This window comes from Tautonia sociabilis, from assembly GCF_003977685.1.
Taxonomy (GTDB): Bacteria; Planctomycetota; Planctomycetia; order Isosphaerales; family Isosphaeraceae; genus Tautonia; species Tautonia sociabilis.
On the sequence record NZ_RYZH01000036.1, the window covers coordinates 63,092 to 73,572 of the forward strand.

Genomic DNA, 10,481 nt, shown 5'->3' on the forward strand with positions numbered 1-10,481 from the left:
CGCCTCGGCCCGCCTCGTCCCCATCGTCGCGAGGCCGGCCGACCGTCCCGGTCCCATCGAGGGCGCCTCGCGTGGCCCGATCTTCTGAATTGGTCAAGATTTGCGCCGCAATCACGCCGCTGCTCCTGCTGCCGGCCGCCGCGGCAACGGCCCAGGATGAGAGGGGCTCCCCCTCCGCGCCGACGGGCGTGACGGAGATCGTCGTCCGGAGCGGGGAGACGCCGGAGGAGGCGGTCCGGTCGGCATTGGCGGGAGTGACCTCGGTCGAGCTCTCGGGGGAAGTTCCCGAGGGGGGCGGCCTGGCCCGGCTGTCGATGACCCTGGGCCTGTACGCCCGGGGGCCGGGCCCCCACCGGGTCCCGATCGGCCTGGACGGGCTCTATCCCCGAGAGGCGGTCGCCGACGGCCGCCCGCTCGGCTGGGAGGCGGTCCCCCCGGAGGGCTGGTTCGTCATCCTCCCTGGCGGCTCCCCGGGGGAAGAGGAGCAGCGCACCGTTCGGGTCGACGTGGTCGCGCCGATCCGTTCGGTCGACGACCGCCGCGTCCTGTCCCTCTCCATCCCCCGGCACCCGAATACCCGACTGCGGCTCGACCTGCCCGGCCCGATCGCCGAGGCGACGCTCGGGGATGGCTCGCTGCTCTCGGTCGAGCCGATCGACGACGGCCGCCGCTCCCGGATCGAGGCCCAGCTTGGCGCCCGAGACGAGCTGGACGTCCGCTGGCTCCCCCTCCGGGCCGAAGGCACCCCCTTGCCCCCGCTGCTGACTGGCGGCGGCCACATCGCGCTGGACGTCGACGACGGCAAGCTCTCGGCCCAATCGACCTGGGAGATCCAGGTCCGCCGCGGCGAGGCCCCGGCGGTCGAGCTGGTGGTCGACCCGGCCGACGAGTTGCTGGAGGTGGAGGTCGAGGGCCGCCCCGTCGCCCCCGAGCCGGCCGAGGACGGCATCGGCCTGCGGATCCCCCTGCCCCGGACGCTCCGCAAGGGGGACTCCGCCCGCCTGTCGATCACCACCCGGCGGCCGATCCGGGCGCCGGCCGACCCGGACGGCCTGGCCCCCGTCTCCTTCGGCGGCCACCGCTTCGCGGGGCTCGCCGAGCAGGGCGGCACGCTGTCGATCTCCCGAGCCGACGGGCTCCGGATCCTCGTCGGGTCGAGTGTCGGCCTGCGCCGGATCGACCCCCGGGACCTCCGAGAGGAGATCGCCCGCACCCGGCCGGCCATCGTCTCCGCCTTCCGGTTCGCCGACCAGCCCTTCGACCTGACGCTCCGGGTCGGGCCGACGCCGCCGATGGTCCGGGTCGCCCAGCGATCGCTGGCGACCCTGGAGCCGGGAGGGACCGCGGCCCGGATCGAATCCTGGCTGGACTACCGATCGATCCGGGGCCAGCTCTTCTCGGCCCGCGTCGAGGTCCCCGAGGGGCTGGAGGTCGATCGGGTCGGCCCCCCCGGCTCCGTCGTCTCCTGGGACCTCCGCCCCCCCGGCGACCCCGACACCGACGGCGACCCCGACCCCGACCCCGACGCCGAGCGGGCCGGCGGCGAAGACACCCCGGGAGGCCGGGCGACGATCGAATTGACCCTCGCCTCCCCGCTCCGGGAAGGCCAGTCGACCCCGACCCGGATCGAGCTGTCGGGCCGGGCCCTCCTCGACCCCGACCGGCCCGGTCCGGTGCCGATCCCGCTGTTCCTGCCGACCGGCGCCGCCTTCGACGGCGGCCTGCTCGCCATCGCCGCCCCCCCCGATCTGGAGGTCACTCCCGCCGCCGAGGCCGAGGCCAACTCCCCCGACCCCGGGCCCGGCGGCGGGTCTCCGGCCCCGACCGTCGTCGCATCCCCCCCCTCGACCGGGATGGGGCCGTGGTCGAGGCCGGCCGGCGACGCCCCGCGGATCGCCCTCTGGCTTCGGTCCGAGGCCCCGGCCCAGGCCGTCCCGATCGGCCTGTCGCCGAGGGCCCCGTCCTCGTCCTCGGTCATCGACCAGCTCGTCCGGGTCGGCCGGGACGGGGTGGACGTCCAGCAGGACGTGACCCTCTACGCCCGTGATGGCGAGCTCGACCGGATCGACCTGGCCATCCCCCCCGGCCTGGAACGCGGCTGGTCGCTGGTCGATCGGGGGGTGGTCGCCGAGGAGGAGCCGATCGCCCCCGGGCCCGACGGCGTCGCCCTCCGCCGCCTGAGGCTCGCCCAGCCGACCGCCGGCTTTCCCCTGAAGCTCCGCATCAGCTTCCGCGTGCCGGCCGTCGACCGGCTCGAGCCCGGGGAGGCCACGACGCTGGAGATCCCCCGGATCGAGGTGCGTTCCCCGAGCCCGGCGGCCCCTCCCCGGGTGGTGATCGCCGCCGAGCCCGGCCTCACCCTCGATCCCCGGGGAGAAGGCTGGCGCCCCCCGGCCGAGAACCAGTGGGTCACCAACCCCGACGGCGGCCCTCCGCTGCCGATCCGGCACGTCTGGGTCCGCCCCCCCTCGGCCGATCCCGACGCCTTGCCGAGCTTCTCGGCGACCGCCTCGACCCCCGCCCCGTTGCCCGAGACGCTCGCCTCCCGCCTCTGGATCCGGTCTGAGCAGGGACCGGACGGCGCCGTCCGCACCTCCTGCTGGTTCCGGTTCGACGACCACAGCCCAACCCTCGGCTTCCAGCTCCCGGCCGCCGCCGAACTGGACCGCGCCTACCTCGACGGCCAACCCCTGCCCCCTGACGACGTCGACGCCCTCGACCGCCCCGGCGCCTACCTGCTCCACCTGCCCAGCGACGCCGCCCGAGCCGTCCTGGTGGGCCTGAGCTACCGAGTCCCCCGCTCCTCGGCCCGATCGGCCTGGACGCCCCCGGCCCTGGTCGGCGGAGGCCGGGTGCTAGAGACGCTCTGGGAGGTCCGCATCCCCTGGAACCGCGCCCTGGTGGGCGTGCCCGGCCGCTTCACCGACGAGAACCTCTGGTACTGGGGAGGCTACGTCTGGAAGCGCCGGCCCGGCATGGACCCGGCCGACCTCGCCTCCTGGGTCGCCGGCCCGGGGGCGTCGGTCGACCAGATCGGCCCCCCCCTGACCGCCGGCCGGGTCGGCGACCACGGGTACCTCTTCGGCCGCCCGGGCGCCCCGGAGCCGCTGGGGCCGGTCATCGCCTCCCGGGCGACGCTCGTCGGCGCCTGCTCCGGCGCCGTGCTGCTGGTCGGCCTGCTCGCCCTGGTGCGACGCCCCTGGGGGCGTCGGGCCTTCCCGGCGGCCATCGCCGCCCTGCTGGTCCTGCTGATGCTCGTCGGCCGGAGCACCGCGGCGCTGGCGTTGCAATCGTCAAGCGTCGGCTGGCTGCTGGTGGCCGTCGCCGTGCTGACACGACGGGCCGTCGATCGCCGCCGCCCCGCCGGCCGGTTCGGCGAGCAGAGCGGCCTGGGGACCGCCTCCGGCCTGGGCGACTCCCCCTCCGGCGGCAGCGGCTCGGGGGGCTCCTCGCCCCTGGTCGGCTCCGACGACTCGACCGCCATCCGCCCCCGCCCCCAGCCGATCGGAGGGCCGATCTCTCCCCCGGCCCTGCCTCCCTCCCCCCCTCCTCCCTCTTCCCCCCCGTCCGACCCGGACCTCGGCCGCCACGACGAGGTCTTCGACATCCCGGCCCCCCGCGCCGATCGGGAGGCATCGTGAACGCCCCGCCGACCTCACCCCGCCCGGCCCTGCCGATCCGACCGATCGCGGTCGCGCTGCTGGCCCTGCTCGCCCTGCTCGCCCCGCCGACGACCAGTCCGGCGAGGGGAGGGCTGCCGTCCGAGGTCGTCCGGCTCCGGGTCCCGGAGGAGACGCTCGACGGCTGGTTCCCCGGGCGGGCCGGCCTCGTCGAGGTCGAGCCGGATCGGTTCGAGGAGCTGGTCCGCGCCGCCCGGGCCCGGCCCGTCGACGGCCCCGGCCTGATCGAACCGCTCCGGATCGAGCACCAGGCCCGGCTCGACGGCGGCCTGCTCGTCGGCTCGACCACCCTGCGATTCCCCAACGGGGGGGGCGGGCCGTCCTGGGCAGCGCTCTGGCCGTGGTCCCCGGCGATCGACTCGGTTTCCTCGGCCTCGGGCGCCTCGGTCTTGCACCGCGACGGGGACGGCCGCGCCTTCCTCCGAATCGGTCCCGGGGCCGGGGGCGACGGCGAGCCGAGGGAGGTCCGGCTGTCCTGGGCGCTCCGCCCCCGGGTCGAGGCCGAGGGCCGGATCTTCGACTTGGAGCTAATCGAGGGGCCCGCGACGGCGCTGGTCCTGGATCTCCCCGAGGGGGTCTCTCCCTCCGGCCCCCCCGGCTACCGCGAGGGCCCCGAGCCGACCGGGGAGCCCGGCCGGAGCCGGTGGCGGTTCGACGGCCCCGGGGGGGCCGTGGTGCTCCGGCTCCGGGCCGGGCCGGACCCCGACCGCCCTTCGGGCCCCTGGGTCGGCGGCCCGTCGCTCGTCGAGCTCGACAACCTCCCCGACGGGGCCGCCCGATGGCTCTGCAGCTGGGAGATCGACCCCGGCCCCGAGGGACACCGGCCGCTGTCCGTCCGGCTCGGCCCCGGCGTCTCCTGGGAAGAGGTTTCCGGCCCTGATGGCGTGGTGGCCGGGGTCGAGGCGAGCCCCGAAGGGGACGGCACCCGGCTGACGATCCGCTGGCGAGACGGCCTGAGCGGCCCGACCCGCCTGATCCTCTCCGGCCTCGCGACGATCCCCGACCCCTCGGCCTGGACCGTCTGCCTCCCCGAGCCGGTCGACGCCCAGTGGACCGGGGGGCCGCTGCTGGTCCTCCCCGGGGGCTCGACCGCGGTGATCCAGGCCCGGGAGCGATCCGGCCGGCCGCTCGACCTGGCCGAGATCCCCGCCGAGGCGAGGGAGCTCCTCTCCCAGGCGGCGGCCGAGGCCGGGCTCCCTCCCCTCGCCCCCGACGACCTCGCCCCCCTCGGCGGGGCCTCGGGCCCCGCCCTGGCCTTCTTCGCCGACCGGCCGGGCCCGGTGGCCGAGCTGGTCCTGGCGCCGGCCGGAAAACGCTGCCCGGCCTCCGTCCGGGGGACGGTCCGGCTCCGGGACGGCGCCGACACCCTGGAGGCCGAGGTCGAATACCTCGCGCCAGGAGACGGCTCGTCGCTCCGGACCCTGGACGTCTCCCCCGGCTGGCTGCCCGATTCCGTCCGGCTGCTCGATGGCCAGGGCCCGCCGCGCTGGGAGCTGGAAACGCTGGCCGACGGCCGCCGCCGGATCCACGTTCAGTTGCCCGCGCCCCCGGCCCCGGACGCCCCCGGCGGGGCGAGGCGGCCGATCCTGCTCCTGTCGGCCTCCGTCGAGCGCGAGCGGCCCGGCGAGCTGGATCTGCCCCGGGTCCGGCCGGTCGGCGAGCCGGTGGTCGACGAGCGCTGGTCGATTCTCGCCGGCCCGGGGACCGTGCCTCGCCCGGTCGAGGCGGTCGGGCTCGCCTGGCTCGCCCCCCCCTCGGGCACCGGTCCGTCCGCCCGGGACGCCCGTCCGCTGCTCTCCTGGCGCTGGATCGAGCCCGACGGCCGGGCCACCGTGAGGCTCGAATCGACCCCCTCCCGGCCCTCGGCCTCCGTCTCTCAGGAAGCGACGATCGCCGGGGGCCGACTCGTGATCGACTGGAAAATCCAGCTCGATGACCCCGGGGCGGCCCCCGGAACACTCTCGTACCGCCTGACCCCCGGGTCCTCCCCGTCGGCCGTCCCCTCCTGGACCGCCGCCGGCGCCGACGACCGGCAGTCGCCGCCGCTGCCGGTCGAGCCGGCCGGCGACGCCGACGAGATCCGACTCCCCGCCGGCCTGGTCGGGCCCGTCGTTCTGCTCGGGCGCCTGGAGCTGCCCTGGAACGGCGAGGGGCCGCTGCCGATGATCGAGCTGCCCCGCCGCTTCGAGACTCACGGGAGGGTGGCGCTTCGGGTCGACCCCGCCCTGCGCTGCGAGGCTCGGGGCGACCTCTCCTTCCAGGAGGCGATCGAAGCCTCCCCCCCCTCCCGGAGCGTCTCCCCGGAGGCGATCGAGGCCGGGCCGACCCGACTGGCGGCCTCCTTCCGCTACGACGGCCCCCCCGGCCGCCTGATCGTCCGCACCGAAGCGCTGCCCGCCCCGGAGGTCGGGGGGGCCATCCTCCGGGCCGACCTGGCGACCTGGCCGGGAGGCGATGGCGTCTCCCACAATCGCCTGACGCTCGACCTCGCGGCCCCGGGCGCCGAGGCCCTCGACGTCGCGCTCCCCCCCGGCTCCTCGCTGGCGGCCGCTTCCGAGGGCGGGCGGCCGCTGTCGCCGATCGCCCGGGGAGAGGCGATCCGCATCCCGCTGCCGCCGACCGTCGAACCTGGCCCGCCCTCGGCTCCGGCCCCGGCCCGACCGCGCCGGATCGCCCTCGATTACGAAACCCGAAGCCCCTCGAGGCCCGGCGAGATCGAGCCGGGACGGCCCCGATTCTCTCTGCCGTGCCTGTCGTTCTCTTGGCGGGTGGCGGTCCCGGGAGGCCGGTCCCTTTCGGCGGCCGGCCCGGCGTTGATGCCGGGCGACCCCGGCCCCGATCGCGCCGGCTGGCTGCCCGGCCTGGGAGCCGGCCGGCTGGCCGAGCCGAGGGCGTCGGAGCGGGCGATGCTGGCGAGGCTCGACGAGCTGGCTGCCGCCAATCCCCCCTCGGGCCGCCCCCTCGGTCGGGTCCTCTCGGCCTGGGACGTCGGCCGGTGGCCGATGGTCGTCGACCGAGCCGCCCTGGAGGCCCAGGGGATCGGGCCGGACTCGGCCGCCCCGGGGACGGCCTCGAAGGCCAACGCGACCGCCTCGGCGCGGCGGGCCCTGGCGCCGATCGGGCTGCTGGTCGTGCCGATCGACACCGTCTTGCTCGTGACCACCGAGGCCGAGGCCCCCCGCTTCTCTCCCCGGGGCCTCGGCTCGGGAGCGAACCGAGAGGCCTGGGTCCGGGCGCTCCGCGAGGCGGTCGCCTGGGGATCGGATCGCTCCGATCGGTTCCTGACGGTCGAGCGCTGGCGGGCCCGGGGCGCGGCCCGGAATGCCGAGGACGTGGCCGACACCCCCCGATCGGAGGCCCGCACGGTCCTCCGATTCGTCGCTCCCGGCTGGCCGACCCGGGGGACCGCCCTGCGGACGATCGATCCCTGGCCCTGGTCCGCCCTGGGGGGAGGGCTCGGGCTGGTCCTGATCCTGGGAGGGGCGATCCGGCTCCCCGGTCGGGGATGGGCGACGCTCCGGATCGTCCTGCTGCTCGCCCTGGCCGCGATGGCGCTGGCGCTGGCCCACGGAGGAGGCCCGAGGGCGGCCGCCTCGGCGACCACCGCCTTCTACGCGACGCTGATCGCCCTGGCGGCCGCCTCGATCCGCCGCTCCCCCCCGGCCCATCGGGGGGAGGCCGTCCCCGGCTCGACCGTCATCCGGTCCCACGGCACCGGCTCCCGGGCCGGAGTCGGCGCCGCGGTCGTCCTGGCGGCCATCGGGCCGAGGGGGACGGCCGAGGCGATCCCGATCCAGCGGCCTGAAGCCCCCATCCTCGCCTTCCTGATCGAGCCGGCCGAGGGCGAGTCGGAGCCCGATCCCTCCATCTGGCTCCGGCAGGAGGACCTCGACCGCCTCGTCGCCGCCGCCGAGGAGCAGCAGGAGGGAGCCGATCGGCCCGCCAGCCCCCCCGAGTGGCCGAGGATCGGCGCCGTCTCGGCCGAGCACGTGCTGCGGCCCGACAGCGAGGGGAACGGCGGCTGGCTCCTGGAGTCTCGCCTCTGGCTGGCGTTCGAGGAAGGGGGGCCGGCCTCCTGGTCGCTGCCGATCGGCCGACCGACCAGCCTGGAGGCGGTTCTCGACGGACGCCCCCGGCCGGTCCTGGTCGGGCCGGAGGGGAACCGGGCGACCGTCGCCATCGACGGCCCGGCCGGCCCCCACGAACTGGTCATTCGCCAGCGGGTGCGGCCCGAGGCCGACTCGGGGGGGGACCGACTGGTCGTGCCGATCAACCCGGTGGCGAGAGCCCGGTTGGACGTGGCCGGGCTCCCCGGCTCCGGCCCCCCGGTCGTGCTGGCCGCCCGTGGGGCGACCTCCCCCGGCGCCGACGGCCACACCCGGGCCGAGCTGGGCCCGGTCAACCGGATCGAGGTCGGCTGGGACCGCGGCGAGCCGCTGGGAGAGCCCGCCTCGGCCCCCCGAATCGAGGGGCTGCTGCTCTGGGAGGCCCTGCCCTCGGCCGACCGCCTCGCCGCCCGGCTGACCGTCCGGTCCCCCTCCCCGGTCCGGGAACTCTGGTTCGCCATCGAGCCCGGCGTGGCGGTCCGCTCGGTGAGGGCGGCCGGCGCCCTGGTCGAGGGCTCCCGGGTCGTCGCTGGCGACGGCGACCGCTGGGCCGCCCGCATCGATCCCCCCCTGCCCGACGGCGGCACCCTCGAGCTGGAGCTCTGGCGCCCGCAAGAGGGGCCGCTCCCCTCCGCCGGCGACGAGCCCTCCCCGAGACGCCCCCCCTTGCTGGAACCGCTCGGGGTGTCCCGCTTCGAGGGCCGGATCGCCCTGCTTCGGCCGGAGACCTGGGGAGGCCGCCTCGGCTCCCAGCCGGGGGCCCCGGCCATCAGCGAGCAGGAATTCGAGCAGGACTGGGGGCCGCTCCCCTCCGGGGCCGCGCTGGCCCCCAGCGGCGCCTCCCGCTTCGAGGGCGCCCCGAGACCGGCCGTGCCGATGGGGCCGACCCCCGCTCGCCGGCAGGTCGAGACCTCCCTCCAGCTCGACCTCGACGCCGGCCGGTGGGACTGGCGGCTCTCCGCCGAGCTGGCCGACCTCGACGGCCGGACGATCCGAGAGGCGGAGCTCGTCCTGCCCGCCGACCTGGAGCTGATCGACGTCGACGCCCCCGGCCTGACCGCCTGGGATCGGCCCTCCCCCGACCGGCTCCGGCTCCGATTCGACGGGCCGGCCTCCTCCTCCCGGGGGATCGCCGTCGTCGGCTGGCTCCCCCAGCCCTGCGGGCCCATGAACCCCGGCCCCCTGGTCGAGGAACGTCCCCTCCCCTGGCCCGACTGGCCCGGCGCCGCGCAGCGCCCGGGAACGCTGCTGCTCTCGTCGCCGAACACGGCGCTGATCTCCTACGTCGGGCCGGACGGCACCCCCGTGCCGATCGACCGCCTCGCCTCCTCGAACAACCGGAGGCCGTACCGCCGGATCGTCGTCGACCGCCCTGGCGGCCTGCTCCGCGTCGAGTCGTTCCCGGCGGTGACGGTCGAACTCTGGAGCCAGCTCTCGCTCGGCCGCCGGTCGGCCCGCTGGGAGGCGCTGGTGCGGTTCTCCGTGACGGGAGGGCCCGCCGACCGCATTGAGCTGGACGTGCCCGACGCCTGGGCCGAGGGGGCCGAATACGAGCTGGAGGGCTTCGGCCCGATCGCGACGCGGGACCTGGGGGATCGCATCGAGATCACCCCGGAACGGCCGATCTGGGGGACGGTCGACCTCCGGATCCGATCCGTCCGCCCTCGGCAGCCCGACCGGCCGCTGGCCTTCCCCGACCTCGTCCCCTGGGGCCGGGGGACCTTCCCGAGTCACACGATCGCCGTGGTCGCCCCGGATCGCCGCCCCCCCTTGCTGGACTACTCCGGCCTCGAACCGGCCACCGAGGCCACCCGAGACCAGTTCGACGCCGCCTTCCCCGTGCCGGCCGGCACCAGCCGGACGGTCTTCAGCGTCCTCCAGGGAGGCTGGTCGCTGGTCGTCCGCCCCCCGGCCGGGACGCCCCCCGCCGAGGACGATGCCGGCCAGGCCATCGTCGCGCTGGGCGAGGCCTCCTGCGCCATCGGCCCCGACGGCTCGCTGATCGGCCACGCCGCCTTCGAGCTCCGCCCCGGCCTGGCCCCCTTCCTCACGCTGCTGGCCCCCCCCGGGGCCGTCTCCCCGGCGGCGGCCGTCGACGGCCGGCTCGTGCAACCCCGGCTCGACGGCGAGGGCCGCTGGCTCATCCCCCTCGGCGACGGGCCGAGCCGTCGCGTCGAGCTCTCCTGGATCGACCCGGCCCGGCGAGGGACCGGCGCCCCCTCGCCGGGCCGCCGAGTCGCCATCCCCCAGCCGGCGCAGGACGGCGTCCCGATGCTCGTTGCCGTCTCCTGCGCCGAAGGGGACACGCTCGACGCCTCCGGCGGCTCGATCCTGCTCGCGCCCGCCTCCGCCCCGCTCGTCGACCGCCTGGAGCACGCCGCCGCCCGCATCCGGGAACGGCTCTCCTCCCCCGACCCGGACCCGGACGCCGGGGCCAGCGCCAGCGCCTCGATCGAGCCCGACCCCTTGACCGCGGAGCTCTCCCGCTTCCTCACGCTCCAGCGCCAGGCCGAGCGCTCCGCCTACTGGGCCGCCCTGATGCGGCCCGACTCGGCCGAGGTGGTCCGCCAACGCGGCCCCCTGCGCCGAATCCTCACCGTCCGGGAATCGCTCGACGCCGCCCTCGACGCCGCGGGCCGGCCGGGACTGCTCTCCCCGACCGCCGCCCCCCCCCCCCCCGCCCCCGGCCCCCCCC

2 protein-coding genes are annotated in these 10,481 nt (G+C 77.0%); both read left to right on the top strand.

What is annotated here, in order from left to right; translation table 11 throughout:
* Positions 1–71: 71 nt before the first annotated feature.
* Positions 72–3,641, top strand: coding sequence for a hypothetical protein (locus tag TsocGM_RS17660; RefSeq protein WP_126726784.1), 3,570 nt, complete (start codon positions 72–74; stop codon positions 3,639–3,641).
* Positions 3,638–10,481: hypothetical protein (locus TsocGM_RS17665; protein ID WP_148114883.1), on the top strand; the 6,844-nt coding region annotated here is incomplete at its 3' end. The genes TsocGM_RS17660 and TsocGM_RS17665, both read left to right, overlap by 4 nt.